This is a genomic window from Nocardia sp. NPDC059236, from assembly GCF_042754085.1.
In the GTDB taxonomy this organism is placed as follows: Bacteria; Actinomycetota; Actinomycetes; order Mycobacteriales; family Mycobacteriaceae; genus Nocardia.
In genome coordinates, this window is sequence record NZ_JBHZAF010000002.1 from 569,007 (window position 1) to 595,981 (window position 26,975).

21 protein-coding genes are annotated in these 26,975 nt (G+C 69.2%); 8 read left to right on the forward strand and 13 right to left on the reverse strand.

Annotated elements, in window-relative coordinates; genetic code table 11:
• Nucleotides 1–46 precede the first annotated feature (46 nt).
• From ACFXIV_RS07795 to ACFXIV_RS07805, 3 genes are all read right to left on the reverse strand, one after another.
• A complete protein-coding gene (locus ACFXIV_RS07795) occupies nucleotides 47–670 on the reverse strand; it encodes a pyridoxamine 5'-phosphate oxidase family protein (RefSeq protein ID WP_379393316.1) in 624 nt (207 codons plus the stop codon).
• 64 nt (nucleotides 671–734) lie between these two features.
• Nucleotides 735–2,501, reverse strand: a complete 1,767-nt coding sequence (locus tag ACFXIV_RS07800; protein WP_379393314.1) for an FAD-dependent oxidoreductase — start codon at nucleotides 2,499–2,501, stop codon at nucleotides 735–737.
• Nucleotides 2,502–2,627: 126 nt separating this feature from the next.
• Nucleotides 2,628–3,605: an EamA family transporter gene (locus ACFXIV_RS07805; RefSeq protein WP_379393312.1), complete on the reverse strand. Its 978-nt coding sequence runs from the start codon at nucleotides 3,603–3,605 to the stop codon at nucleotides 2,628–2,630.
• Between the two features lie 330 nt (nucleotides 3,606–3,935).
• On the opposite strand from ACFXIV_RS07805, the gene ACFXIV_RS07810 reads away from it, so the two are divergent.
• Both ACFXIV_RS07810 and ACFXIV_RS07815 read left to right on the forward strand, forming a co-directional pair.
• Nucleotides 3,936–4,835, forward strand: coding sequence for a LysR family transcriptional regulator (locus ACFXIV_RS07810; RefSeq protein ID WP_379393620.1), 900 nt, complete (start codon nucleotides 3,936–3,938; stop codon nucleotides 4,833–4,835).
• A 76-nt stretch (nucleotides 4,836–4,911) separates the two neighbouring features.
• Complete coding sequence (locus ACFXIV_RS07815; protein ID WP_364621359.1) at nucleotides 4,912–5,901, forward strand: LLM class F420-dependent oxidoreductase; 990 nt, start codon at nucleotides 4,912–4,914, stop codon at nucleotides 5,899–5,901.
• A gap of 84 nt (nucleotides 5,902–5,985) precedes the next feature.
• Here ACFXIV_RS07815 and ACFXIV_RS07820 read toward each other — a convergent pair whose 3' ends face one another.
• The 5 genes from ACFXIV_RS07820 to ACFXIV_RS07840 form a co-directional block, all read right to left on the reverse strand.
• Nucleotides 5,986–7,854 carry an AAA family ATPase gene (locus ACFXIV_RS07820; protein ID WP_379393310.1) on the reverse strand — a complete coding sequence of 623 codons (1,869 nt, stop codon included), beginning with the start codon at nucleotides 7,852–7,854 and terminating at the stop codon, nucleotides 5,986–5,988.
• A gap of 251 nt (nucleotides 7,855–8,105) precedes the next feature.
• A complete protein-coding gene (leuA, locus tag ACFXIV_RS07825; RefSeq protein ID WP_379393308.1) occupies nucleotides 8,106–9,908 on the reverse strand; it encodes a 2-isopropylmalate synthase in 1,803 nt (600 codons plus the stop codon).
• A 199-nt stretch (nucleotides 9,909–10,107) separates the two neighbouring features.
• Nucleotides 10,108–10,983: a transglutaminase family protein gene (locus tag ACFXIV_RS07830; RefSeq protein WP_354838874.1), complete on the reverse strand. Its 876-nt coding sequence runs from the start codon at nucleotides 10,981–10,983 to the stop codon at nucleotides 10,108–10,110.
• Nucleotides 10,983–13,751, reverse strand: a complete 2,769-nt coding sequence (locus ACFXIV_RS07835) for a circularly permuted type 2 ATP-grasp protein (RefSeq protein WP_379393306.1) — start codon at nucleotides 13,749–13,751, stop codon at nucleotides 10,983–10,985. Before ACFXIV_RS07835 ends, ACFXIV_RS07830 begins: the two co-directional genes overlap by 1 nt.
• 23 nt (nucleotides 13,752–13,774) lie before the next feature.
• Entirely contained in the window at nucleotides 13,775–17,203 is a 3,429-nt protein-coding gene (locus ACFXIV_RS07840) for a DUF2126 domain-containing protein (protein ID WP_379393304.1), read from the reverse strand.
• Nucleotides 17,204–17,372: 169 nt separating this feature from the next.
• Here ACFXIV_RS07840 and ACFXIV_RS07845 point away from each other — a divergent pair, with 169 nt between their 5' ends.
• Entirely contained in the window at nucleotides 17,373–18,014 is a 642-nt protein-coding gene (locus tag ACFXIV_RS07845) for a hypothetical protein (RefSeq protein ID WP_379393302.1), read from the forward strand.
• A 370-nt stretch (nucleotides 18,015–18,384) separates the two neighbouring features.
• On the opposite strand, the gene recR is transcribed toward ACFXIV_RS07845, so the two are convergent.
• Together recR and ACFXIV_RS07855 are read right to left on the reverse strand one after the other, a co-directional pair.
• The gene (gene recR, locus ACFXIV_RS07850; RefSeq protein WP_033090831.1) at nucleotides 18,385–18,993 is read right to left on the reverse strand and encodes a recombination mediator RecR; all 609 of its coding nucleotides are present in this window, start codon (nucleotides 18,991–18,993) and stop codon (nucleotides 18,385–18,387) included.
• A gap of 14 nt (nucleotides 18,994–19,007) precedes the next feature.
• Entirely contained in the window at nucleotides 19,008–19,340 is a 333-nt protein-coding gene (locus tag ACFXIV_RS07855) for a YbaB/EbfC family nucleoid-associated protein (RefSeq protein WP_379393300.1), read from the reverse strand.
• A 101-nt stretch (nucleotides 19,341–19,441) separates the two neighbouring features.
• Here ACFXIV_RS07855 and ACFXIV_RS07860 point away from each other — a divergent pair, with 101 nt between their 5' ends.
• Entirely contained in the window at nucleotides 19,442–20,251 is an 810-nt protein-coding gene (locus ACFXIV_RS07860; RefSeq protein WP_379393298.1) for a MerR family transcriptional regulator, read from the forward strand.
• 15 nt (nucleotides 20,252–20,266) lie between these two features.
• Nucleotides 20,267–20,620: a VOC family protein gene (locus ACFXIV_RS07865; protein WP_379393296.1), complete on the forward strand. Its 354-nt coding sequence runs from the start codon at nucleotides 20,267–20,269 to the stop codon at nucleotides 20,618–20,620.
• A gap of 10 nt (nucleotides 20,621–20,630) precedes the next feature.
• On the opposite strand, the gene ACFXIV_RS07870 is transcribed toward ACFXIV_RS07865, so the two are convergent.
• Together ACFXIV_RS07870 and ACFXIV_RS07875 are read right to left on the reverse strand one after the other, a co-directional pair.
• Entirely contained in the window at nucleotides 20,631–21,065 is a 435-nt protein-coding gene (locus ACFXIV_RS07870; protein ID WP_354838852.1) for an SRPBCC family protein, read from the reverse strand.
• Nucleotides 21,066–21,122: 57 nt separating this feature from the next.
• Nucleotides 21,123–21,650, reverse strand: coding sequence for a hypothetical protein (locus tag ACFXIV_RS07875; RefSeq protein ID WP_379393294.1), 528 nt, complete (start codon nucleotides 21,648–21,650; stop codon nucleotides 21,123–21,125).
• A gap of 310 nt (nucleotides 21,651–21,960) precedes the next feature.
• Here ACFXIV_RS07875 and ACFXIV_RS07880 point away from each other — a divergent pair, with 310 nt between their 5' ends.
• From ACFXIV_RS07880 to ACFXIV_RS07890, 3 genes are all read left to right on the forward strand, one after another.
• Nucleotides 21,961–22,392 carry a WD40 repeat domain-containing protein gene (locus ACFXIV_RS07880; protein ID WP_379393292.1) on the forward strand — a complete coding sequence of 144 codons (432 nt, stop codon included), beginning with the start codon at nucleotides 21,961–21,963 and terminating at the stop codon, nucleotides 22,390–22,392.
• A 189-nt stretch (nucleotides 22,393–22,581) separates the two neighbouring features.
• Nucleotides 22,582–24,030 carry an FAD-binding oxidoreductase gene (locus tag ACFXIV_RS07885; RefSeq protein WP_379393290.1) on the forward strand — a complete coding sequence of 483 codons (1,449 nt, stop codon included), beginning with the start codon at nucleotides 22,582–22,584 and terminating at the stop codon, nucleotides 24,028–24,030.
• Nucleotides 24,027–25,343: a class I SAM-dependent methyltransferase gene (locus ACFXIV_RS07890; protein ID WP_379393288.1), complete on the forward strand. Its 1,317-nt coding sequence runs from the start codon at nucleotides 24,027–24,029 to the stop codon at nucleotides 25,341–25,343. Before ACFXIV_RS07885 ends, ACFXIV_RS07890 begins: the two co-directional genes overlap by 4 nt.
• A 56-nt stretch (nucleotides 25,344–25,399) precedes the next feature.
• Here the strand turns inward: ACFXIV_RS07890 and ACFXIV_RS07895 are convergent, their stop codons facing one another.
• Nucleotides 25,400–26,869: an alpha/beta hydrolase gene (locus ACFXIV_RS07895; protein ID WP_379393286.1), complete on the reverse strand. Its 1,470-nt coding sequence runs from the start codon at nucleotides 26,867–26,869 to the stop codon at nucleotides 25,400–25,402.
• Nucleotides 26,870–26,975: the final 106 nt, after the last annotated feature.

Below are 26,975 nucleotides of genomic sequence, written 5' to 3' on the forward strand. Positions count from 1 at the left end.
GGACGTGCAGGCGGCATCGGGGCCCACGGCGTGATACGCGCCGCACTCAGCCGTTGTAGAGCATCTTTCGATAGCCCTCGCCCGTGTAGTACGCCTCGAGCTGCTCGAAGGTCTCGGGGGTGGCCGGCTGCACATCCTTCACCAGGCGCGCGACGCTGGGCATCGTGTCCTCGGGCCACTGTTCCGGCTGCCACAGCGCGCTGCGCATGAACGCCTTGGAGCAGTGGAAGAAGATCTGCTCGATGGCGACCTCGATGGCCAGGATCGGGCGATGACCCTTGACCACCATGTCGTCGAAATAGGGTGCGTCACGGAGCAGCCGGGCGCGGCCGTTGATCCGCAGGGTGTCGCCCCGGCCCGGAATCAGGAACAGCACGCCGACGTGCGGATTGCTCAGGATATTGAGGTAGCCGTCCGCGCGGCGATTGCCGGGCCGCTCGGGAATGGCGATCGTCTTGTCGTCGAGCACCTGCACGAATCCCGCCGGATCGCCCTTCGGCGAGGCGTCGCAGTTGCCGTCGGCATCGCTGGTGGCCAGCACCACGAACGGTGAGCGGGCGATCCATTCCCGATCCCGGTGATGCAGGGAGTACCGGTCCTTGTTCCGCGGCCGCGGCGCGACCTCCCCCAGCAGTTCACGTAGTTCGACCGGGTCCGTGATCTCGCTCATGCTCCCGATTCAACGCGCGGTGCGGGCCTCACACCAGCCTTTTTCGCCGGTGCGAGGAAGCACCCTAGGCGTCGAACATGTTCGGCTGTCCCGCCGCGTACCGCTGAATGTCCAGCTGCCGGAACGGCTCCAGCACCTCCGCGCGGTAGAGCGTGAACAGCTTGCAGCGCGGGGCATCCGAACCCGCCACCTCCAGCAGCTTGTTCACCGCGCCGCGGGCCGCCTCGCACGCGCCCTCCATGGTGGCCAGGTCCACATTGGTGCGCACGTAATCGCCTGCCAGATACAGGTTCTGGAGCGAGTCGGAATGCGATTCCGGGCGCAGCGCCCAGGAGCCCGCCGTATTGATCAGCAGCGGATCGGCATTGGTGTTGCGCTGCTGCGCGGCGTCCCACGCGATGCCGGTGTCGAGGAACCAGGAGTGCAGATCCTCGTCGCGCAGCAGGTCGGCGCGATCGTTGAGGTGTGCCTTCAGCTGCGCCCACACCTCGCGCGCGATCTCGTCATGGGTGCACTCCTTGGCCGTTTTGCCGTAGAGCATGCCGGGTGTGTTCCAGTCGGAGATGTCGACCGACAGGCAGTCCTGCACGGTGCCGTCGCCCATGCCGGTGACCGGGGTGCGGTTCCAGAACTGGCCCTGCGCAATGGAGGTCAGCGACCACGGGGAGTCGACGTAGGCGGTGTGCCCGCGCGCGATATCGGTGGGGCGGCGGAGGAAGAACTGGATGCCGGTCATCCAGTCCACCGTCAGCTGGCTCATGCCCGCCAATTCCGGTCGCAGCGATAGGATTTCGGGCGTCCACAGGGTGCGGGCCACCTCCACGGGCAGTGCGCTCACGAAATGGTCGGCAGTGACCGTCTGGGCCGCGCCCGACGAATCCACCACGCGCGCACCGGAAATGCGCGCGCCCTCCAGATCCAGACCCCGGATCTCGGCGTTGACGAAGGTGACGCCGAGATCCCGGAGGCGGTTCACCCAGGGATCGATCCATGCCTCGTTGGTGGCCCCGTTCAACAGCCGGTCCAGCGCGCCGTCATTGCCGACCTCGAGCGGATTGCCCAGGAACTGCTCGCCCATGGTGCCGATGGTGAGGGTGCTGGCCTTGTCCTCCCGCGCGGCCACCAGCAGCGTGGTGAGCGTGCGCGAGAGCAGCATGCGGAATTCGTTGGAGCGCCTGCCCGCGCCCACGAAATCCCGCCAGGCCATGTTGTCCCACTGCCCGTAGCGGCGGGCGTCGCAGCTGGTGTTGAAGACCAGCAGGCGACTCGCGAAATAGAGGGCGTCGCTGGTGCCCATTTTCGTGGAGGTCGTAATGGCCGACCCGACGGTCTCGCGGAAGTCGTCCGGACTCGACCAGGGCTTGCCGAACTTGCCCATCGGAATGATGGTGTCGTCCGCGTCCTTGCGCGAGAACCGCGCCTCGGGGGCGGCGATCAGGTTGTCCCACACACCATTGGCGTTGCCCGCGAACGGGATTCGCCGCATGGTGTCGGGTAGGTGGCGGTAGAAGCCGGGAAAGAACCGGAATCCGTGCTCGCCCCACAGCTCCGGCCGCCCCTCCTTGCCGCTGCCCGGGACCGCGATGCTGCGTGCCTTGCCGCCCAGGGCCCGCCGCTCGTAGACGGTCACCTCGAAGCCGCGTTCGGCCAGTTCGTGTGCCGCGGTCAGACCCGCGACCCCACCGCCCAGCACCGCGACCCGCCGTCCGGCCTCGGCCCCGGCGGCGGTGGGGCGGGCGGCCCCCGCCGCCACCGCTCCCGCCATTGCCCCGGCTGCGACCGCTCCACGCAGCACTGATCGCCGCGTGACGGACAAACGTCGTCCTGCCATACCCGTTACCTCCCACGCCTGGTCCGCATCCTATGGAGCTGTCGCAGACAGATGGTCGGTTGGGGTAGAAAATTTCATCCCGAAGACCCGAAAGATGGGCGAACTACAGCAAATCGGACTGCTCAGCTAGGCCTCGACGAGATTCGGGTCCAGTTCTGACCGGCGTGTCGGCTCGGCGGGTCGGATGGGTCCGGGCGTGTCGAGCGCTGCCTCCGGCACCCGGACGCGGCGGCCCGCCGAGGTGGCCGTGAAGGCGCCGGCGATCACGATGACAGCCCCGAACAGGGACAACGCGGACGGAGTCTCGTGCAGGAACGCCCAGGAGGCGGCGATCCCCACCACCGGCACGGCCAGCGACAGCGGCGCCACCGTGCCCGCCGGATAGCGGCTCATCAGATAGGTCCACAGCCCCGATCCCGCGATCGTTCCCAGCGCGACGATGTAGGCCAGAGCCGCGTAGGCGGGCCAGCCGGTCGCCGAGCAGGAGTCGATCAGGTCGTTCCAGCCGGTGGCCGGGCCCTCGGTGAGCGCGGACAGCACGAACATGGGGATCGGCGGCACCACGGCCATCCACAGGGTCAGGTGCAGCGGTTTCACCTGCTCGGACGAGGCCGCGGCCAGCCGGGACCCGATATTGCCGAAGGCCCAGCCCAGTCCGCCCAGCAGGGTCAGCACCAGCGGCAGCAGCGCCGCGTGGTGCGAACGGTCCCACCCGATCACCGCCATACCCGCCATGGCCACCGCGATCCCCGCCAGCTGAATGCCGCGCAGCCGCTCCCGCAGGAACACCGCGCCCAGCAGCACCGTGAACGGCGCGGACGACTGCAGCACCAGCGAGGACAGGCCTGTCGGCATCCCCGCCCGCATGGCGGTGAACAGAAACGCGAACTGCAGAATCCCGAACCCGATCCCGTACAGCAGCAACCACTTCCACGGCACGCCGGGCCGCGGCACGAACAGCAGCACCGGAATCGCGATCACGGCGAACCGCAGCCCCGCGAAGAAGAACGGCGGGAAGTGCTCCAGCCCCACGTGGATGGCCAGGAAGTTCAACCCCCACAGCACCACGACGGTGAGCCCGAGCAGTCGATCGCGATTGGTCATGCCGAAAATCTTGCTGACGCTAATAGATAAGAACAATCGAATAATTCTGCAACAACAATGTAGTACTACTTAACTATGCCCCAGCCCGACCCACCCCGCTCCGTCCCACCCCCACGCCGCATCCCCCGCGACACCCGCGCCGATGCCACCCCGGACGCCCCGGCTACCGCAGCCCAACCCGGCCCCGCCCCTACGCGGGCGCGACGCGTCAAACCGGGCCCTCCCGACGCGGCCCGGGTCCACGAGGGCGGCCGAGGCACGGGCGACGCCGCGGAGGTCCGCGAGGCGCAGCTCGATGGGTCCGGCGTGGCACGGCCCGAGGGGCCGCTCATGTCACTCGAAAGACTGCGGGTGCTACGAGAATTGGCCGATCGCGGGACGGTTGCCGCGGTGGCGGAGGCGTTGTCCATGACGCCGTCGGCGGTGTCGCAGCAGTTGAAGGTGCTGGCGCGGGAGGCGGGGGTGGCGCTGCTGGAGCCGGATGGGCGGCGGGTGCGGCTGACCGATGCGGGGCGGGCGCTGGTGGTGCGGGCCGATGAGGTGCTCGAGGCCATGGAACGGGCGGTCAGCGAGATGGCGGAGTATCGCGGGTCGCCACGCGGGCGGGTGCGGGTGGCCTTGTTCCCGTCGGGGGCGGCGCTGCTGCTGCCGCATGTGCTGGCCGAGCTGGCGGACAGCGGGGTGGAGATGGTGGCGCGCGACGAGGACGTGCCGCCCAGCGAGGTGCCGCGTTTGCTGGCCGATTACGACGTGGTGCTCACCCATCGCGACGAGCGGGCGCCCTCGCTCAGCGGGCCGCGGGTGTCCTCGCGGGTGCTCATGCGCGAGCCGATCGACGTGGTGGTCGCGCCCGATCACCGGCTGGCCCGGCAGGGCGCGGTGGTTCCGGCGGAACTGTCCGACGAGACCTGGATCAGCGTCCGCACCGGCTTCCCGGTCGACGACGTGCTGCGCTCGATCGCGACCGTCACCGGCGTGCAGCCGCGAATCGCACAGCGGCTCAACGAGTTCAGCGTCATCGAGGCGCTGGTGGCCACCGGCTACGGCGTCGCCCTCATGCCCCGCCACGCGGTCCGTCACCCCGACCTGGTCATGCTCCGCCTGGCCGGCGTCCGCGCCGCCCGCGTCTACGACCTGGCCACCCGCCCGCATGCCGACAAGCGCCCGGCCGTCGCCATGGTCATCGCCGCGTTCCAGGCCGCCGCCCGCCGCGCCACCGGGACCGAATAGCCCGGCCACACCGCGCGACCGGGAATCGGAAATCAGCGGTTGACTTGGAGCGCACTCCAGGTCCTACCTTTGCGGCATGAGCATTCGACTCGGGTATCAGATGCCGAACTTCAGCTACGGGGTCGCGCCGCGGGACCTGTTCCCGGCGGTGGTGGCACAGGCACGGGAGGCCGAGGCGGCCGGCTTCGACGCGGCCTTCGTCATGGACCACTTCTACCAGTTGCCGCTGCTCGGCGCGCCCGAGGAGCCCATGCTGGAGGCGTACAGCGCGCTGTCCGGCCTGGCCGCCTCGACCGAGCGAATCCAGTTGTCCGCCTTGGTGACCGGCAACACCTACCGTAATCCGGCGCTCACCGCCAAGACCGTCACCACCCTGGACGTGGTGAGCCGCGGCCGGGCCGTGCTGGGCATCGGCGCGGGCTGGTTCGAGCTCGAGCACCAGGCCTACGGCTTCGACTTCGGCACCTTCACCGAGCGGTTCGAGAAGCTCGAGGAGGCCCTCGAGATCATCACCCCGATGCTGCGCGGGCAGCACTCCACCTTCGACGGCAAGTGGTACCGCACGAACAACGCCATGAACGAGCCGCGCGTGCGTGACGACCTGCCGATCCTGCTCGGCGGCGGCGGCGAGAAGAAGACCTTCGGCCTGGCCGCCCGCTTCGCCGACCACCTCAACATCATCTGCAATGCCTCGGAGATCCCGCGCAAGCTCGAGGCCCTGCACGCGCGCCTGGACGAGGCGGGCCGCGACCCGAAGACCCTGGAGACCAGCTTCCTGGCGTTCGTCATCGTGGACGAGGACGGCGACCGCGCCCGCAAGACCCAGGCCGAGATGCTCGCCCGCATCGGCATCACCGATCTGGGCGCACTGCCCAACGAGGCGCTGCGCAACACCCCGGCGGACCGCCAGTTCGTCGGCACCCCGGATCAGGTCGCCGAGCAGATCCAGTCCCGGGTGCTCGACCAGGGCATCGACGGCATCATCGTGAACATGGTCACCAACGGCCACGAGGCCGGCGCGGTCGAACTCGCCGGTCGCGCCCTGGCTCCCCTGGTCCGGGGCTGACCCGCTCCCCTTTCCGAGGCCGACTCATAGGAAATGCCCCGCGGTTCAATTGAACTGCGGGGCATTTCGTCGTTCGATACCGGATCAGCCCTGCGGCCGGAAACCGTCACCCTGTGGCGGATAGCCGCCGTCGCCCTGCGGCGGGTAACCGCCGCCCTGCGGCGGCGCGAATCCGCCCGGCGGGGGCTGCTGGAAGCCGCCCTGCGGCGGGAACCCTTGCTGCGCAGCCTGATAGCCGAAATCGTCGGCCACCATGGCGGCCAGTTCCAGCAGGGCCCGCCGCGTCGGCTTGCCGACCAGTTCGAGGTCGATCTCAGCGCCCTCGGCCAGGTGGTCGTCGAACGGGACGACCTGCACCGCGCGGGTGCGGTCCAGGAACAGCTTGCGCAGCTGGTCCAGGTCCACCGTGGAGGAACCCTTGCGAGAGGCGTTGACCACCACCACGGTTCGCTCCACCAGCTTGTGGTAGCCGTGGTGGTCGAGCCAGTCCAGGGTGGCCGAGGCACTGCGCGCGCCGTCGATGGCCGGGGAGGTCACCAGCACCAGCGAGCTGGCCATATCCAGCACGCCGGACATGGCCGAGTGCATCAGGCCGGTGCCGCAGTCGGTGAGGATGATGTTGTAGAACTGCTGCAGGATGCCGATGGCCTTGCGGTAGTCCGCCTCGGAGAACGCCTCCGACACCGCCGGATCCTGTTCACTGGCAAGCACTTCCAGTCGGCTCGGCGCCTGCGAGGTGTGAGCGCGCACATCCGAATACCGGGAGATGTGCCCGTCCTCCAACAGGTTTCGCACCGTGGAGCGCGTCTGCCGGGGCACGCGGTGCGCCAGCGTTCCGAGGTCCGGGTTGGCGTCGATGGCGATCACCCGGTCACCGCGCAACGAGGCGAAGGTGGAGCCCAGACCGACCGTGGTGGTGGTCTTTCCGACGCCGCCCTTGAGCGACAGGATCGCGATCCGGTAGTCCCCGCGGACCGGCTGGTTCACCCGGTCCACCAGCTGCCGATACACCACGTCCGCAGCCGACTCGCCCGGGTTGATGGCACCGCCGGACGCCTTGTGCACGGCCCGCCGCCACCCGCTGCGCGGCGCCCGCTTGGCCCGCTTCAACAGGTTCAGATCATTGACCGAATGCCCCGGGGGCATCGGCTGCTGCCCGAACTGCTGCCCGAAACCACCCTGCTGCTGCGGAAAACCCTGCTGCGGCTGCGGATTCCAGCCGGGCTGGAAACCCACCTGGGGCTGCGGCTGGGATAGCTGGGTCTGCGGCGGCGCGGCCGGGGGCGGCGACCAGCTGTAGATCGGCCCGCCCGGTTGATCATTGGACGGCGCGAACTGCCCCGGCTGGCCCGGACCACCGAAATGTCCCGGCTCCCCGGGCTTCTCACCGTTACCCGGCACGCCCGGCGGCTCGGCGAACACCCGGCGCACCATGCCGTCGCTGCCGATCTCCTGCCGGATCTCGCCGTAGGGCGTCTGATCGCGCACCTCGCCCAGCGGTGCACCGGGCGGCGGAAAACCGCCCGGCACACCAGGATTCGGCGGCGGCGCGAACTGCCCGGCATCCGGCGGCGGGAACGCGCCGGCGGGCGGGAAGCCCGGCTGTCCGTACGGTCCGGGACCGCCCGGCGCGAACGGATTGTGGCCATCGCCCGCGAACGGATTGTGGCCGTCCGGCGCACCGTAGGGCCCCGGGAAGGGGGCGTTGGGCGGTGCGAAGGAGTTGGGCCCCTCACCCGGGTGCGGCAGGGCCTGGTCGATCGAATCCGGCACCGGCGGGAAGAATCCGGCCACCTGCTCCTCGGAATCGCTCGCCGCGCCGTTGTTCTCGGCCAGTCCGTCGGCCTTCACCGCGTCCTGCTCGGCCTCGACATCGGCCACCTCGACGGCGTCGTCGGTAACCCCCTTGCCCTGCACAGGCTTCGAGGTCGAATTCTGATCTTTCGTGGTCACGTGTCCCCCATCTGCTCGACGGCTCGAACAGAGAGCTCGGCGCTAATGCGTCCCAACGCTAGCATTGTTGACCCGTCCGGACGCGGCGAGGCAGAGCCGCCTCCCCGCAGCTTCGGCGCCCGGCCGAGTGCCGTTATCTCTCCTGCATGCGTGCCTGCGTCGGGTGCCGAACCGATTCTGGACGTACCCGGTGAGTTACCCCGATCCTCGCGAAATCAGTCGTCACGTTCGCGAGGATCGGGAACAATCCCTCAGGCCCTACGGGCAGCGCGATTGACCGCGGAGACGACCGCGCGCAGCGAGGCGGTCGTGATGGAGGTGGCGATGCCGACACCCCAGGTGACCTGATCGCCGATGGCGCATTCGACATAGGCGGCGGCCTGGGCGTCGTCGCCGGAGGACATGGCGTGCTCGCTGTAGTCCAGCACGCGCACGTCGTAGTCGATGGTGGCCAGCGCGTCGACGAACGCGGCCAGCGGGCCGTTGCCCTCACCGGAGACGGCGTGCTCGACGCCGTCCACCTTGACCACGGCCTCGATGTGGTCGACGCCGCCGTCGGTCTCGGCGGCGGTGACCTTCTGGCGCATGCGCTCCAGCGGCAGGATCGGGGTCAGGTACTCCTCGGAGAAGACGTCCCACATCTCCTTCGGGGTGACCTCGCCGCCCTCGCCGTCGGTGATCTTCTGCACGGCCTGCGAGAACTCGATCTGCAGCCGGCGCGGCAGCACCAGCCCGTGATCGGTCTTCATGATGTAGGCCACGCCGCCCTTGCCGGACTGCGAGTTCACCCGGATCACGGCCTCGTAGGTGCGGCCGACGTCCTTCGGGTCGATGGGCAGGTACGGGACCTCCCACACGATGTCGTCCACGTCGGCGCCCTGCGCGTCGGCGGCGGCCTTCATGGCGTCCAGGCCCTTGTTGATGGCGTCCTGGTGCGAGCCGGAGAAGGCCGTGTAGACCAGGTCGCCGCCGTAGGGGTGGCGCTCGGCGACGGGCAGCTGGTTGCAGTACTCGACCGTGCGGCGGATCTCGTCGATGTTGGAGAAGTCGATCTGCGGGTCGATGCCGCGCGAGAACATGTTCATGCCCAGCGTCACCAGGCAGACATTGCCGGTGCGCTCGCCATTGCCGAACAGGCAGCCCTCGATGCGGTCGGCGCCGGCCTGGTAGCCCAGTTCCGCGGCGGCCACGGCGGTGCCGCGGTCGTTGTGCGGGTGCAGCGACAGCACGATGGAGTCGCGGCGGGCCAGGTTGCGGTGCATCCACTCGATGGAGTCGGCGTAGACGTTGGGCGTCGCCATCTCCACGGTCGCGGGCAGGTTGATGATCAGCGGCTTCTGCGGGGTCGGCGCGATGATCTCGGAGACCGCGTCGCACACCTCGCGGGCGTAGTCCAGCTCGGTGCCGGTGTAGGACTCCGGGCTGTACTCGTAGCGCCAGTTGGTGTCCGGGTAGCGCTTCTCGACCTCCAGGCACAGCTTCGCGGCGTCGGTGGCGATCTTCTTGACGGCGTCGCGGTCGGCACGGAAGACCACACGGCGCTGCAGGATCGAGGTCGAGTTGTAGAAGTGCACGATCACATTGGCGGCGCCGGCGCAGGCCTCGAAGGTGCGCTCGATCAGCTCGGGCCGGGACTGGGTCAGCACCTGGATGGTGACATCGGCCGGAATCGCGCCGTCGTCGATGATCTCGCGGACGAAGTCGAAGTCGGTCTGCGAGGCGGACGGGAAGCCGACCTCGATCTCCTTGTAGCCCATGCGCACCAGCAGGTCGAACATGCGACGCTTGCGGGCGGGGCTCATCGGGTCGATCAGCGCCTGGTTGCCGTCGCGCAGGTCCACCGCACACCAGCCGGGCGCGCGGTCGATGATCTTGTCCGGCCAGGTGCGGTCGGGGAGGGTGACCGGCTCGACCTCCTCGGCGAAGGGCCGATACCGGAAGACCGGCATGGAGGAGTTCTTCTGTGTGTTCCAGGCCGGCTGGTCGGCGGGCGCGGGCTTGGACGGCGCGGTGATGGACCGGGTACCGGATACGAAAGCGTCAGCGGCTGACATGGCGATTTATCTCCGAGGGTGTGGCTGGATCCCAGGTATGGGGTAGACCGGCACGGCAGATCCCCGCGACGGGAGCCGGTCCGAATCAGACCCCGTCGCGGCGGCCGAGGAGAAGTGCCCGCTGCATGATGGCGACGAGTTTACAGGGGCGCAATAGATGCCCGGAAGCAGGGGAGGCGGGCGCCACAGCCCGGGCGTCTCACTCATCGGCGGCGATCGGTGCCACATCGACCGACACGGTGATGGTCGATTCCTTGGCATCGGTATAGATGATGCCGCGCAGGGGCGGCACGTCGGCGTAGTCGCGACCCCAGGCGACGGTGACGTAGCGGTCGTCGGCGAACTGGTCGTTGGTGGGGTCGAAGCCGATCCAGTGCCCGGCGGCGCCCGGGAGCCAGACCGCGGCCCAGGCGTGGGTGGCGTCCGCGCCGACCATGCGTTCCTTGCCGGGGGGCGGATCGGTGGACAGGTAGCCCGAGACATAGCGGGCGGCCAGACCCTGGGAGCGCAGGCAGGCGATACCGAGGCGGGCGAAGTCCTGGCAGACGCCGTGGCGGGCGGCGAAGACGTCGGCGACGCTGGTGCTGACGGTGGTGGAACCGGATTCATAGGCGAAGTCGGTATGGATGCGCGTGGTCAGTTCCCGCACCGCGTCCAGCAGCGGGCGGCCGGGCGGGAAGGATTCGGCGGCATAGGCGGCGACCTCGGGGATGATCTCGGGCGGGGTCAGGTCGAGGGTGAATTCCACCGCGAGCGGGCCGTTTTCGGCGGTCGGGCGGGCCTGCTCCCAGGCCGGCTGCGCGGCGGGCGCGGCGGGCGCGCCGACTTCGACGAGGGATTCGCCGGTCACCTCCAGCCGGCGGTGTTCGGCGGTGACGTGGAAGTAGAGGGTGGTGTTGTCGTAGACGTCGGTGCCGACCGATCGATCCGACGGGAGGGGATCGACGCGAATGTCGTGGGACAGCAACCGCTGTCCCGGAAACTCGCGCGGTGTCAGGTAGGCGCGTCCGTAGGAGCTGCTGACCACGTCCGAGTACAGGTAGACGGTGCGGTGCAGCACCCGGTAGCGGCGCATCAGCCCACCACCCGGGCGGAGCCCCACAGCGGCTGGATCTCGCGCGGCACCGACAGCCGGCTCGCCTCGAAGGATTCGGAGAGTTTGCGCAGCCGCAGGTGGACGCCGTCGAGCAGCTCGGCCAACTCGGTGCGGCGGCCGTCGGCGACGGTCTCCAGCTCGGCCGGGTCGACGCGGCGCAGCATGCGCTGGGCATCGGCCAGGAGTCGTTGCGGGCGTGAGGATCCGGAGGCCCCGGGCAGCGCCGGGAAGTCGGCCTCGAGGCGTTCCAGCTGGTAGGCCAGCGAGCGCGGGTTGTGCCCGTCGAACAGCAGCAGTCCGGCGACGGCGGCGATGCGGACCGAATCACCGTGGCGGCGGCGGTAACTCACCGCGGAGACGGTGGCCTGCAGGACCGCGTCGGTCACCACCCGGCCGGCCTCCGGCGGGTAGGCGTCGGTGAGGGCGGCGGTCAGCAGGGCCGACAGCGCCAGCGCGCGCTCGATGCGGCGCCCGATGTCCATGACGTGCCACCCCGTGTCCCGCACGGTCGATTCCGCGTCGATGCCGGTCAGCGACAGCAGGGCGGACAGGGCGCGGGAGTGCACGGCCGACAGCGCCGCGCCACGGTCGCCGCGGACGGCCCGGTACTCCGACAGGGCACGATCGATGGAGCCGAGCACCATCCAGGTGTCGGGTGAGAGCTGATCACGCACGGCGCGTGCGGCTTTCGCGTAGCGCTCCACGGAGAACGCGACCGAGCCGGGAACCTCGCGGTCGACGGTGAGGGAGACCAGGTAGTCGTGGTCGCGGCGGGACGCGCCGGGCAGCGCGATCGGGACGGTCGGCTCGTCGGAGTACTCGCGACGCCGTGGCGGCTGCGATCCGGAGCGGGTCCGCGCAGCGGACTGCGCCTCGGGCTGGCGGCGCCTGCGCCGACGTTCCGGCGAATCAGTGTGCACAGCAGTCGGTTTCGGCACGGCAGGCAGCTTCGGCTCGGCCGGGGTCGTGCCGGTCATGCGGGCGAGGGCGGCCATCAGGATGGGCATGGCCTCCGCGCCCTCCAGCCACGGCCGGTAGCGGTAGTCCTGGTGGCGTTCGTGGATGGCGCTGAGCAGGCGCACGGTGACCTCGGCGCGCTCGCCGTAGCGGCCCAGCCAGAACAGGTCGTTGAGCACGCGCGGTGAGCTGACCACGTCCATCGGGGCGACCGCTACGACCCGGCGCTCGCGCTCCTCGGGTACCTCGGCGGTAGCCGCGGGCGCCGCCGGGACGGCGGCGGGCGCGGCGCGCACCCAGACGTCCTTGGCGGCGGCCTTCCCCACCATGCCCTCGGGTCCGCCGTGCTGATGCAGCTGCCCCAATCCGCCCGGCATGATGCGGTATCCGACCCGTCCGGCCAGGGAGAACAGGCGGACGGCGACGGGAGCGGCGGCGAGTCCCCCGGAGCCGTCGACCGCGGGGGCGACCGAGAAGCGGGCCGGTTCCTGGCCGACCCACTTCCAGCCCTCGGTCTCGATGCGGGCCCGCCACTGCACGCGCTGCACGGCGGTGAGGATGGGGCCGAAGACCGTGGTGCCGTCCACGGTGGAGCGCAGGATCAGGCGGTGCAGGTTGGCCGTCAGGTGGGAGTGTTCGGAATCGTCTCCGCCCCAGTAGGATCCGATGCTCGGCAGGGTGAGTTCCTCGTCCAGCAGCCGCCGTGACAGGCGGGGCAGGAACGCGGCCAGCGCCGGATTCTCCAGCAGTCCGCTGCCCAGGGTGTTGACCACGGTGACCGCGCCGCGCCGCAGCACCTCGACCAGGCCCACCACGCCCAGGCGCGAATCCGGCCGCAGGTCCAGGGGATCGGAGAACTCGGCGTCCACACGGCGCAGCACCACGTCGACCCGTTCGAGCGTGCCCAGCGAGCGCATCCACAGCCGGCCGTCGCGCACCACCAGGTCGGCGCTCTCCACCAGCGGGAAGCCCAGCACGGAGGCCAGATACGCCTGATCGAAGGCGGTTTCGGAGTGCACGCCCGGGCTCAGCACCACGACCACCGGGTCCTCGTCGGCGCCCTGCGGCGCGGCCTCGATGAGCATGAGCCGCATGGCCCGCACGAACGGGGTGAGCGGACGCGGGCCGGCCAGCTCGAAGGCCTCGGGAATGGCGGCGGACACCACGCGTCGGTCGGCCAGCGCGTAGCCCGCGCCGGAGGGGGCCTGCGCCCAGTCGGCGAGCACCCGGAAGCCGCCGTCGCTCCAGCGGCTGACATCGCAGGCGTGCAGGAACAGCTGATGCCGTCCCGGCAGTGAAATACCGTGCGCGGCACGGACATAGCCGCGGTGCGCGAAGACCACCTGCGGTGGCAGCAGCCCCTCGGTGAGGGTGCGGCGCGGGCCGTACACGTCGGTGAGCACCGCGTCGAGCAGCCGGGAACGTTGCACCACACCGGATTCCAGCGCCGCCCACTCGGTGTCGGAGAGCAGCAGCGGAATCGGGTCCAGCCGCCACGGCGAGGGCGTCGCGGCCCCCTCGGAGCCGGTCAGTTCGGTGTAGGTGATGCCGTCGTCCTCGATCAGCCGCCGGACCCGGCCGTCGATGCGGTGCAGTCCGGCCCGGCCCTGGTCCAGGAAGTCGGCGGACAGGTCGGCCCACAGACCGCGCAGGCGGCCCTCGTGATCGACGAGTTCGTCGTAGAAGCCGCCGGTGGCCAGACCGCAGGCGTCGCGGGCGCCGGTATCGGCCGCGGCGGCACGGTAATTCGCGAACTCCTCGCCGGGTGGCACTGCGTCGAGCACTGTCACCGCTACCACATCCCCGGGTATGCCTATCGATCGCCGACGACGCCCCACACGGTCCGCGCCCGGCGCAGATCGAGTATTCCGGGCGCACCGACGTCTGTTGCCTGTATGGCCATTTTGGCACGCAAATCGGCGATATCCACCGGGCCCGGAGTGTGCCCGGAGGATTCGAATCGCCGATTGCGCCGGGATTGCGCCACCACCGAATTCACCGGCGGCCCGGCATAGAACATGCCGCCCGGGTGGCTCACGTGATACGTGCAGCCGCCGCGGGACAGGCCGGTCTGCAGCTCGACCACGTCGAAGACCAGCGGCGCGTCCACCGTGATCGTCGGGTGCAGGGACTCCGGCGGCTGCCACGCCCGATACCGCACGCCCGCGACCTGCACATCCGCCCGCCCGGCCGGGATGAGAGGCAGCGGGAAACCGTTGCAGGTCACCGCATACCGGTCCCGGTCCGCCCCGGTCACCCGGACCTGCAGGCGCTCGACCGAGGAGTCCACGTATCGCGCGGTCCCGGAGGCGGTGGTCTGTTCCCCGAGGGTGTTCCACGGCTCGATCGCCCCGCGCAGTTCCACTTCCATATCCCCGAGTACCACCGTGCCGAAGCGGGGAAAACGGAACTCCGAGAACGGATCCAGCCAGCTGGTGTCGAATTCGATGTCGTGCGCGCGCAGATCGGCCGCCACCTCGGCGATATCGGCCTGCAGGAAATGCGGCAGCAGGTAGCGCCCGCGCAGGTTGGCGCCGTGCCGGAGCAGCGGCGCGGTGTAGGGGTGCTCCCAGAACCGCAACACCAGCGCCCGCACCAGCAGCGACTGCACCATGGCCATGCGGAAGTGCGGCGGCATCTCGAAGCCGCGCAATTCCACCAGTCCGAGGCGGCCGCGCGCCGAATCCGGGCTGTAGAGCTTGTCGATGCAGAATTCGGCGCGGTGGGTATTGCCGGTGAGGTCGGTGAGCAGGTGGCGCAGCGCGCGATCGACCGCCCAGGGCGGCGCGGCCGGCTCGCCGGGATCGGCGGCCGCGGCGGCCCGGCTCAGGCGGGCGATCTCGGCGAAGGCGATCTCCAGTTCGTAGAGCGCGTCCTCACGGCCCTCGTCGACGCGGGGCGCCTGGGAGGTCGGACCGATGAAGCGGCCCGAGAACAGATAGGACAGCGCCGGATGCCGCTGCCAGTAGGTGAGCAGCGACACCAGCAGGTCCGGGCGGCGCAGCAGGGGCGAGCGCGCCGGGGTGCGGCCGCCGAGCGTGATGTGATTGCCGCCGCCGGTGCCGCGATCGGTGCCGTCCACATCGAAGGATTCGGTGCTCAGCCGCGCCAGCCGGGCCTGCTCGTAGAGCGTCTCCAGCAGCCGCGACTGCTCGGCGAAACCGGTGGTGGGCTGGACGTTCACCTCGATCACGCCCGGGTCGGGTGCCAGGGACAAGGTATGCAACCGGCCGTCCACCGGGGCCGGATAACCCTCCAGTACGACCGGCCGGCCGACCGTGGCGACGGCCTCCTCGACCCGGCGCACCAGATCGCAGAACGCGCCGAATTCCTCGACGGGAGGCAGGAATACGAACAGCCGGCCGTCGCGGACCTCGGCGACCAGCGCGGTGATCGGCGCGCGCTCGGCGGACTCCACCACCGCGGGCGGCTCATCCGCGGCCAGCGGCGGGCGCGGCGCGAACGGGTCCGCCTCGGGTCGCGGCGGTGGCGCGTTCCAGGTGACGGACCGCAGCGGCAACCGCAGTCCGGCCGGGGAATCGCCCTCCGTCAAGACGATTCGACCGCGCCGCAACTTCCAGTCGGCGCTCGCCCACCCGGCCTCGTCGTCCCGGCGATAGAGCGACAGCACGTAGGCGGCGGGCTCGCCGACGGCAGCATCCAGCCGAGCCAGCAGCGCGCTGCGCGCCGACGGCGAATCCCCGCCACTGTCCAGATCCTCGCCGGCACCGACCGGATCACCCTGTGGCACAGCGGCCTTGGCGGCCATCCGGAGCAGCGAATCCTCGTAGGCGGGCCGCACCTGACCGTCCGGCAGGCCCAGGCCCCGCGCGATGTGGGCGATCACCGCCCGCGCGGCCCGGACGTCCGGGCGATGCGATCGCGGTTCACCGCCCGGTGCGGTCCGCCGCTGTTCGGTCGCGCCGGGTGTCCCCGCGGCGGCCTCACCCACGTCGCCGGCCTGCGGAAGCCAGGGATGCGCGAGCAGGTCGGGGTGCCGCCAGAGCGGTTCGTTGTCGTCGCGCCACAGCATGGCGATTTCCCAGCGCGGCAGGGGTTCTCCCGGATACCACTTGCCCTGGCGGTATTGCACCAGGCCGGTCGGCGCGTAGATGCGGCGCAGGCGCTCGGCCAGGTCGGCGGCGCGTTCGCGCTTGCGCGGGCCGTCGGCCTCGGTGGTCCATTCCGGACCGGTCTGATCGTCGAGGGAGACGAAGGTGGGTTCACCGCCGATGGTCAGGCCGATCCCGGCGGCCTCGGTCCGGGCGTCCACGACCGCGCCCGCGGCCCGGATGCGCTCCCACTGGGAATCGGTGTAGGGCAGGGTGACTCGCGGATCCTCGTGGATCCGGCGCACGGTATTGGAGAAGTCGAGGCTGGCGGCGACCGGGTCGGTGGATCCGGTGATCGGCGCCGACGAGACCGGATGCGGGGTGGCGGCCAACGGGATGTGGCCCTCCCCGGCGAACAGGCCGGAGGTGGGGTCCAGGCCCACCCAGCCCGCGCCGGGCAGGTACACCTCGGTCCAGGCGTGCAGGTCGGTGAAATCGGCGAGCGGCCCGGAGGGTCCGTCCAGAGACGGTACGTCCTGGGCCAATTGAATGAGATACCCGGAGACGAAGCGGGCGGCCAGCCCGAACTCCCGCAGGATGGACACCAGCAGCCACGCCGAATCCCGGCACGAGCCGAGGGCGGCGCGCAGCGTGCGATCCGGCGACTGCACGCCCGGCTCCATCCGGACGGTGTAGGCGACATCGTGGCGCAACGCCTGATTCACCGCGATCAGGAAGTCGATGGTGCGCGGCCGATCCGCGGGCGTGTGGCGGCGCACCCAGTCCCGTACCGAAGCGCCGGGCCCGGAACCGGATTCGCCCTCGTCCACCGGCCGCAGATAGGGCTCGAGGTCCGCGGACAACTGCGGCGAGTAACCGAACGGGAAATGCTCGGCGTGCTCCTCGACGAAGAAATCGAAGGGATTGATGGCGTCCATATCGGCGATCAGCCCGACCACGATGGACAGTTCCGGCGTGGGCTCGTGGAAGATCAAGCGCGCCAGGAAATTCCCGAACGCGTCCTGCTGCCAGTTCACCCAGTGGTTCCCGGGGCTCACCCGCATCGAGTACGCCTCGATGGCGGTGCGGGTGTGCGGGGCGGGTCGCAGGCGGACCACGTGCGGATGGACGCGCACGGGATGGTCGAAGGAATAGGTGGTGCGGTGTTCGAGGGAAACCTTGATCCCCATCCGTCCAGTTCACCACGCGAAGGCCGGGGCACGCTGGAGTTTTTCCGACAGTTCGGCCGACACGCGGTGAGCTCCCGCAGATGTCGCACCCGGCCGGGCGGCTGTGCCCGCGCCGCCGCGGCGGAGACCGGGCGGCGGACCCGCACCGGCCAGCCACTAGCCTGGCCGGGTGAGCTACGACCTCGTTCTGCTGCCCTCCGGAGCCGCCGTGTCCCCCGCCGAGGTGGACACGTATCTGACCGCGCAGGACGGCAGACCGGCCGGTGACGCCGTCACCGAGATCGCGGCCGAGCTGGACGAGCGCAATGGCGAACTGCCCGAGGCGGACAGCTTCCTGGGCTCACCCGCCGGCGACGGCGTGCTCGGCGACGCCCTGTTCGTCTCCACCCCCTACGACGCCATCGGCCATGTGCGCGGGCTGCTGTTCGAGCTGGGTACCCCGCACGACTACGCGCTGTGGGACCCGCAGCTGGCCTGGCTGGTGGATCCGGCCGAATCGGTCACCGCCGCCGTCACGCACGGCGGGGCGGGCGAATTCCCGTACCTGACACGGCAACTGGTGGAACTGTGGATTCCGGAGCTCGGACAGCCCGGTCCGTATCTGATCGTGGAAACCGGAGATCAGATCTACATCCAGACCTATCGGCATCAGGACGGGCATTACGACCTGGAATACCGGGACGGGTCCGCCGACAAGCATTTCGCCGCCACCGCGAACGACCCGCGAATTGTGGCCGATCTCATCTGGGGCTGGGCCACCGGAGATCGTTCGGGATTCGCCGCACTGGATTGGCAGCGTCTCACGTTCTGACCCTCGAATAACGGACAGATTTCAATTTCCACTTCCAACCCCCCGGAATGAAGGCTGCGCACGCGCAGGAAAGCTAGCATTTCGCTAATTGCACGCGGTGTTTCCGAGCTTGTACGCATTACTCACCGAGGCGAGGAGCGAAACATGAAGCTACGACCGTCGAAGCTACGCCCATCCTTGAAGAACGGGACCTTGCGTAAGGGCTTGGCAGTCGTGGCCGGTTTGGCGGCTACTTTCGCTATCGCCGTGGCATTGCACGCCAGCGGTGCCGGAGCCGATATCCCCAGGAACGTTCAACACATTCCCTGCCCGCAGCCGGCGGCGCTCCCCGCGCCGCCGACCTGGACATAACCAGATCCCGGTACACCACTTACAGGGCGCGACGCCCGGAAAGGGCGCGGCCCAGGGTCAATTCGTCGGCGAATTCCAGATCGCCGCCCATGGGCAGGCCCGAGGCCAGGCGCGTCACGCTCAGTCCCGGGAAATCGCGCAGCATGCGGACCAGATAGGTGGCCGTCGCCTCGCCCTCGGTATTCGGATCGGTGGCAATGATCACCTCGGTGACATCCACGCCGTCGTCCTGATTTCCGATGCGGGTCAGCAATTCCCGGATGCGCAACTGGTCCGGTCCGATACCCGACAGCGGGTCGAGCGCACCGCCGAGCACGTGATAGCGGCCGCGGAATTCCCGGGTCCGCTCGATGGCCTGCACATCCTTGGGCTCCTCGACCACGCAGATCATGGTGCGGTCGCGGCGCGGATCGGCGCAGATACGGCACAGTTCACCGTCGGAGACGGTGCCGCAGACGGCGCAGAACCGCACGCCGTCCCGCACCTTCTGCAGGGCCGCCTGCAGCCGGTCGATCTCCGGCGGCTCCACCGAGAGGAGATGAAACGCGATGCGCTGCGCGCTCTTCGGGCCGACGCCGGGCAGCTTGCCCAACTCGTCGATGAGATCCTGAACCGGACCCTCGTACACCTACCCAGCCCCGATCAGAGTCCGGGCAGCGCGCCGCCGCCGAGACCGCCGGCCAGCGGGCCCAGCCGCTCGGCGGCCAGGTTCTGCGCGGTCCCCATGGCGTCGTTGAGCGCGCCGATGATCAGATCCTGCAGCGTGTCCACATCCTCGGGATCGACCACCTTCGGGTCGATGGTCAGCGCCAGCACCTCGCCGGTGGCGCGGATCCGGGCGCGCACCAGGCCACCGCCCGCCTCGCCCTCGACCTCCGACTCCGCGATCTCCTGCTGCGCGGCCATGACGGCCTGCTGCATCTGCTGGGCCTGGGCCATCAACTGCTGGAAATCGAAACCTTCACCGGGCTGCACGGCGCGTCCTTCCTGGGGGATGGTGATCGCTCCCCAGCCTAGTCGGCGACGCGTGCCGCGCTGCTTGACTCTCCCCTCGCTGGAGGGTGTTCGCTAAGGGCATGACGGCAACGGTTCCGATCGGCGAGTTCTCCCGGCTCACCTACCTGACCATCAAGACGCTGCGGTACTACCACGAGATCGACCTGCTGGCCCCGGTCGCGATCGACCCGGGCTCCGGCTACCGGTTCTATTCGACCGAGCAGGTGGACCAGGCGCACCTGATCAAGCGGCTGCGCGAGCTGAACATGCCGTTGCCGGAGATCAAGGCGGTGATGGCCGCCCCGGATCAGGCGGCGCGGGACGCGGCCATCCGGGCGCATCTCGAGCGGATGGAGGCCGAGCTGGTGCGCACCCGAGACGTGGTGGCCTCGCTCCGGGCGCTGCTGCTGCCGTCAACCGGGATCAGCGTCGAATACCGTTCCGTCGCAAGCTATCCGGCGCTGGCCATGACGGCTGAGGTGGCGCGCGAGGACTGCGATGCGTGGTGTGAGCACAGCTACGGAACCATGTACGCGCAACTGGCCGCCGCGAACCTCGCACCCGCCGGACCGGGCGGCGCCACCTACGCGCCGGAGTTCTTCGAATACGACCGGGGCGAAGTCGTCACCTTCGTGCCCATCGACGAGCGGCACCGGGACCGTGTCGACGCCGGGACCGTCCTCGACCTGCCCGCCCGCCGGTTCGCCATCGCCGTCCACGCGGGCCCGTTCACCGAATTCGACCGCACCTATGGCGCGCTGGGCAGCCATGTGGCCGAACACGACACCGCGCTCGCCGAACCCGTGCGCGAGATCTACCTGGTCGGGCCCGGTGACGCCGAGCCCGCCGACTACCGCACCGAAGTCTGCTGGCCCATCGGCCGGCTCTGAAGAAGGAGAGAATCCATGGCACTGTCCCTCGGCAACGTCGTTTTCGACTGCCACGACGCCGCCGCGCTCGCGGGCTTCTACGCGCAGCTGCTGGACCGCCCGGTCGACGAGGGCGCGAACGAGCATTTCGCGACCATCGACAACGCCGCCGCGACCCCGACGTTCATGTTCGTCCAGGTGCCGGACAAGAACCCGGGCAAGAACGTCGTGCACGTCGACCTGACTGCGGGCAGCGCCCTGCCCACCGAGGTCGAGCGCGCGGTTGCCCTCGGGGCCAAACATCTCGCGGACTTCGACGAATACGGCGTGAAGTGGGCGACGCTGGCGGACCCGGAGGGCAACCTCTTCGATATCGGCGGCGAGGGCTGACCCCCGCTCGCTAGGCGAGCTCGCGCTTCAGGTTCTCGAGCACCTCGGCCTGGATCTTCTTCAGGCCGAGCGGCGCGAAGATGCCCTCGAAGATCCCGCCGATGCCGCCCGCACCCTTCCAGGTGGTACGCACGGTGACCAGCGAGCCGGTGCCCGAGGGGGTCACGGTCCAGGCGGTGACCATGGAGGAGTTCGAATCCCGTTCCGTCACCATGGAATCGGAGACCGAGATGGCGGCGCGCACATTGCGGGAGCGCTTCTCGGTGGCCTGTAGTGTCCACTCGGCGACGGTGCCGGCGCCCTGGCCGCCCTCGACCACCTTGTAGTCGCGGTAGTGCGCGGAGAGGATCTTGGGCCGCACTGTCTCGTAATCGGCGATCGCGTCGAGGGTGCGCTTCGGATCCGCTGCGACGACGATCGAACTGGAGGCGCTGACCTGTCCCACCATGTGCTCCTTAGTGATTGCGCGGGCCGACCGGCACTCTGCCCTGTTACCGCTCGGTCATGTTACGCCGCATCCGGGTGCGCCGGTTCGCTGCGCGGTGTCGGGTCGGCCACCTATCCTGGGTGCACTACTGCGGGGGAGGACGCGGTGATGACGCGGTTCGTGACCTGGATCCGGCTCAATATCGACGGTGTCGTGACGCTGGTCGTGGCGGCCACGGCCATTGTGGTCGAGGCCTTCGACAAGTTCGCCAATCTGAACGCAGTAAGCGGCGCGACACTGCTCGTGCTGAGCCTGCTCGCGCTCACCCTGCTGCGCGACCGCAATCGGACCTCCCGGCTGGTCCGGGAACTGGCGGCGGTCCGGCTGCTGCACGGCGCGGAGATCGATCAGGCGCACGCGCAGGCCCGGCGGGACACCGACAACTGGATCTACAAGGGCGGCACCGGAACCTACCTGCGCGCGGTGACACTGCCGTATTTCCTCGGGCGGGCGCGGGACGAGAGCCACCTGCTGAATCTGCGGGTGGAGGTCCTGGACCCGGGCAATGAGCAGCTGTGCCTGGCGGACGCGCAGTACCGCCATTCGCTCCAGCCGCAGGGCGATGCCAGCGGGCGACCGTGGACGGCCGACCGCATTCGCAAGCAGTCCTACGCCACGGCGCTGGCCTGCGCCTGGTATCGGCAGCAGTCGGAGTTCCTGACCGTCGAACTCGGGCTGTCGTCGACGCTGTCGACCTACCGCTGGGACATGTCGGACAACGTGGTGATCATGAATCAGCGCGGCTCGAAAACCCCGGCGCTGCTGTTCGAGCGCGGCAAGTCCCAGTATTCGGATTTCACCCGGGAATTGGCGGTGAGTTTCAAACAGGCCCAGCCGGTGCAGCTCAGTCGCGATGCCGATCTGCGGCCGCCGAGCGAGCCGACGATCGGGCAGGTGCGCAGGCTGCTGGAAAGCCTCGCCCTACCCCTGCCCACCGTGTATACCGACGACGACGTCATCGAGATCGTGGAATACGCACGGCCATCGGAACCGGGTGCGGTCCTTGGCTTTCGCCCCGTCGGGCCGGCTGCTGGCCAGCGCCGGGAACGACGGTTCGATCATGCTGTGGTCGCTGACGGATCCGGCCGCGGCTCCGCAGCCGCGCGGCACCCTGCTCGGGCTGCCCGAGGGCTGGGTGGCCTTCACACCGGACGGCCGCTACAAGACCGAGGGCCTGACGGCGGGCCAGTTCTGGCACGTGATCGGATTGTGCCGTTTCGAGGCGGGCGAACTGGATCCGTATCTGCCGCAGATCCGGCAGATGGAGCTCGACGACCCGCTGTAAAGGGCTCGGCCGCACCGTAACCCAATTGTTAGCTGAAGTAACAATCATCACGCCGGGGACGGGAATACCCTCGCTACACGGCAGGTCGCACCCGCCGACACGCATGCAAACTGTGTGTGAAAACCCGCCCCGCCGGTGCTCCCCTGCTGGCCGTACCGGTCGGTGCACGCTAGGTTTCCGAAGGTGGCAGTGAGTCTGTTGGGGAAGGCCGGCCGCGCACCGGCCGCACACGAATCAGGTTTCGCCGCGCATCGGGCCGGAGTCGATCGCCTCCTGGCCTCGTACCGCGCCATCCCGCCGGATGCGAACGTACGGCTGGCCAAGAAGACGTCCAACCTCTTCCGGGCCCGGGCGCGCAGCACCGCGCCCGGCCTCGATGTCTCCGGATTGACGCAGGTCATCGCGGTGGACTCGGCGGCCCGCACGGCCGACGTGGCCGGCATGACCACCTACGAGGACCTGGTCGCCACCACCCTGCGCTACGGGCTGGCCCCGTTCGTGGTGCCGCAGCTGAAGACCATCACCCTGGGCGGCGCGGTCACCGGACTGGGCATCGAGTCCACCTCGTTCCGCAATGGTCTCCCGCACGAATCCCTGCTCGAGATCGACGTGCTGACCGGCGCCGGTGAGATCGTCACCGCCACCCGGGCCGGCGAACACGCGGATCTGTTCCGCGGATTCCCGAATTCCTACGGCACGCTGGGGTACTCGACCCGGCTGAAGATAGAACTCGAACCGGTGCTGCCCTACGTGGCATTGCGGCACATACGGTTCCACGATCTGCGGGAGCTGGAGGCGACGATGACACAGATCATCGCGGACCGCTCCCACGACGGCGAACCGGTCGACTACCTCGACGGAGTGGTCTTCACCGCCGACGAGAGCTACCTCATCCTGGGCCGCCAGACCGACGAGCCCGGCCCGGTCAGCGACTACACCGGCATGGACATCTACTACCGATCCATCCAGCACGATTCGGCGCGGCCCAAGCGCGACCGGCTGACCATCCACGACTACCTGTGGCGCTGGGATACCGACTGGTTCTGGTGCTCACGGGCATTCGGGGCGCAGAACCCGCGGATCCGGCGCTTCTGGCCCCAGCAGTACCGGCGCTCCAGCTTCTACTGGAAGCTGATCGCGCTGGATCACCGGTATGCGATCGGCGACAAGATCGAGGCGCGGCACGGGAATCCGCCGCGCGAACGGGTGGTGCAGGACATCGAGGTGCCCATCGAGCACACCGCGGATTTCATGGAGTGGTTCCTGCGCGAGATCCCCATCGAGCCGATCTGGTTGTGCCCCTTGCGCTTGCGCGACAACCCCGCGGAAGCGCAGGACGTAGCCGAACGCCCCTGGCCGCTCTATCCGCTGGAGCCCGGCCGCACCTATGTCAATGTCGGTTTCTGGTCGGCCGTGCCGACCGTGCCGGGACAGCCCGACGGCGCGGCCAACCGTGCCATCGAGCGCAAGGTGTCCGAACTGGACGGTCACAAATCCCTGTATTCGGACTCCTACTACGGCCAGGATGAATTCGCCTCCCTCTACTACGGCGGCGATACGTACTCCACCCTCAAGAAACGCTACGACCCGGATTCTCGTCTGCTGGATCTGTATTCGAAGGCGGTGCAACGCAAATGACCACGTACAAGGACCGTTCCGACGTATTCGCCGAGCTGGGAACCAAACTCAGCATTGCCGAGATCTTCGAGACCCTCCTCGACGGCCCGGTGCCGATCCGCCTGACCTGTTACGACGGCAGTAGCGCCGGACCGGAGGACTCGGAGTTCGGCCTGGAGATCACCACCCCGCGCGGCGTCAACTTCATCGCCACCGCGCCCGGCGACCTGGGCATGGCCCGCGCCTACATCTCCGGCGACCTGATCGCCCACGGCGTCGAACCCGGCGACCCCTACGAGCTGCTGAAGGCCATGGCGGGCATGAAGTTCCGCCGCCCCACCGCCCTGCAGCTGGTGGTCATCGCCCGCTCGCTGGGCTGGGAACTGCTCAAGCCGGTGCCCCCGCCGCCGCAGGAGGCCATGCCGCGCTGGCGGCGCATCGCGCTGGAAGGCCTGCGGCACAGCAAGATTCGTGACGCCGAGGCCATCCACCACCACTACGACGTCTCCAACACGTTCTACGAGTACGTGCTGGGCCCGTCCATGACCTACACCTGCGCGGCCTACGAGGACCCGGCCTGGACGCTGGAGCAGGCCCAGGAGAACAAGTACCGCTTGGTCTTCGAAAAGCTGAACCTGAAGCCCGGCGACCGGCTGCTCGACATCGGCTGCGGCTGGGGCGGCATGGTGCGCTACGCCGCCAAGCGCGGCGTACGGGTCATCGGCGCCACCCTGTCGGCCGAGCAGGCCGAGTGGGCGCAGGCCAAGATCGCCGAGGAGGGCCTGTCCGACCTCGCCGAGGTGCGCCACAGCGACTATCGCGACGTGCGCGAGGGCGAGTTCGACGCGGTCTCCTCCATCGGGCTCACCGAGCACATCGGCGTGCACAACTACCCCGCCTACTTCGAATTCATCAAGTCGAAGCTGAAGGTCGGCGGCCTGTTCCTGAACCACTCCATCACCCGGCCGGACAACACCCGCATCACCAAGGCGGGCGACTTCATCGACCGCTACGTCTTCCCCGACGGCGAACTGGCCGGCTCCGGCCGCATCATCTCCGAGGTCCAGAACGTCGGCCTCGAGGTGCTGCACGAGGAGAACCTGCGCCGGCACTACGCCCTCACCCTCGCCGAATGGTGCGACAACCTGGTGAAGAACTGGGATGCCGCCGTCGAGGAGGTCGGCGAGGGCACGGCCAAGGTGTGGGGGCTCTACATGGCCGGCTGTCAGCTCGGCTTCGAGCGCAATGTGGTGCAGCTGCACCAGATCCTGGGCGTCAAGCTGGGCGCGGACCAGGCCTGGACCGTGCCGCTGCGCCCCTGGTGGAAGGCGTAGGAACCCTCGTAAGACGAAGCAGGCGTGCGGCTTTCGCCGCACGCCTGCTTTCGTTTCTACGAAGATAGGCCCGCCACCGGAATTCCCAGCCGCGCGGTCATCCACGGGAATGACGAGGTGAAGGCCGCCGCCGCGAACTGCCAGGTGTGCCCGCCCTCGGTGGTGTGCACCGTGCAGTTGATATTGACCTGCTGCCCCTGGGCACAGAGCGCCTCGGCCGCGCCGACCTCGCCGGTGTCGTAGACGCCGTCCTTGCCGCCCATGCCGACCTTGCTCTCGTCGATCGACTGCTGCATGTAGGCCTTCACCTTGGGATCGGAGGCCATCTTCTTCTGCCACGCGGGCGGCGTCAGATCGTCGAACAGGCCGACGGTATCGGCATACGGGCCGTGCTTCTGCATCACGGTCGTGGGATCGAAGGCCGCCCAGGCCTGCTCGCTGCCGCCGAAGAGCCGCTTGACGGTCTGCTCCCTGTTGCCCGCGGCCGGACCGAGATCGCCCGCGATATCCACGAAGGTGCCGAACAGTTCCGGATGCATGGTCGCCAGATCCACCGCGCAGGTCCCGCCCATGGACCACCCGACGATCCCCCACTTCGCGGGATCCGCGGACGCGCCGAAGGTCGATTCCACATAGGCGGGAACATCATCGGTGAGGTGGTCGGCCGCGTCGCCGCGCGGGCCGTTCACGCATTCGGTGTCGTTGTTGAAGCTGCCACCGGAATCGACGAACACCAGGATCGGCGTCCGGCCGTTGTTGGACTTCGCGAAATCGTCCACGCCGGGCATGATCTGACCGCTGCGCACCCAGTCCGCGGGGGTGTTGAACTCGCCGCCGATCATCATGACCACCGGCAGGGTGGGCGGCTTGTCGCCCTGGAACCAGGCCGGCGGCAGGTACACGTATTCGGTGCGGTGATTGAAGTGGCTACCCGATTCCGGAATGTCCACCGGCACGATCCGCCCGGTTCCCACATTCGTGTTCCGCAGCGACGCCAGCGAATCCAGGCTGGTCTGATGCGGCAGCGGTTCCGCCGTCATGGCAGCCCACGCCGCGTTCGCGGTCGGGTAGTACCCCACCCACTGATTCAGCACGACACCCACGTTCAGCAGCGCCGCCGGCACCGCCAGCACGGCTACGATCCGCTGCCACCAGCCACCGGTTCGGATGCCGACCACGGCGGCGGCGAGCGCCGCCCCCGCCAGGCCGATCGCGACCCACAGCAGCACCGGCGCCGGATCCGACGCCAGCCCCTCGTCGTTGGTGTACATCCAGGAGGCCCACACCACCCCGAGCGCGAACACCACGCAGACCGGCACCCACAGCAGCCACCACCGGCGGGTGAATCGCGCGAACGCCACCACCAGCAGGAAGATTGCGACGAAGGTGATCACCTGGGGCAGCCAGCCGTGCAGCAGTGAAACACCGTGGTGGAAGCCGCCCCCGAACCCGGTCCGGGTCTGTGCGGGCAACTGCGGTGCCGGAGGCACGGCGGGCGGGGACTGCAGCATCGTCGTCACAGGCACGTCGGCGATTCTCGACACCATTCCTCGAGAAACCCTGTGAATAGGCTGCATGAAGGCTGGACACTGGGCGAGCTCGCCCGAATTCGCCGGTCGTACCGCCGAATCC